General features: G+C 43.0%; 1 protein-coding gene. It reads left to right on the top strand.

Annotated features, from left to right (window positions below; genetic code table 11):
* Positions 1-269: 269 nt before the first annotated feature.
* Positions 270-546 (top strand): magnesium transporter MgtE N-terminal domain-containing protein (locus R7Z50_RS30305; RefSeq protein WP_411979545.1); only part of this gene is annotated, 277 nt, incomplete at its 3' end.

The following is a 546-nucleotide window of genomic DNA, read 5'->3' as shown; positions in this document are numbered from 1 at the left end:
AAGCACCTTACGACTTGGTAAGGCGGCTTGCTGAGTCAGAAAAAATACAGGTGCCATTGATTACTCCATTATCAAACGAGGCAAATGCGCGTAATGCACACTAAAAGTTTATACCATCCCCTTATGCAAAGACGTTCTGTTTCTGCGAGCAAAATATAAATTCCGCAATTGTGCGCGCCATTGCCTAGAATTTGAACATCAGGATCTCATGCCTTTAGGTAATAGACATCGTGTTGACACTAACGTGATGTCCAAGGAAATCGGTGACAATGATGATAGATTCCAGCCAATTACAAATTAATCGCAAAGTGCCTCATTTGCTTGCCGAGATCATTAAAGCGATAGAGTCGACCGAAGACCTCAGTTTTTTGAAAGACTATCAGGAAGCGCAAATCGCGAACATTTTGGAGTCGGTCAACATTGCTTATCGTAAACGCGTGATAGAAGCAGTGCCGCCAGAGAAGTACTGGACGGTATTAAATTTGCTGCGATACGATACCGCCAAGCACATTCATCAATCACTCAACAAAGAGCTGCAACATGAAC

It is taken from the genome of Vibrio sp. 1249-1 (assembly GCF_033340495.1).
The sequence above is the reverse complement of the archived record's forward strand: the minus strand, read 5'-3'. Positions and strand labels throughout refer to the sequence as shown.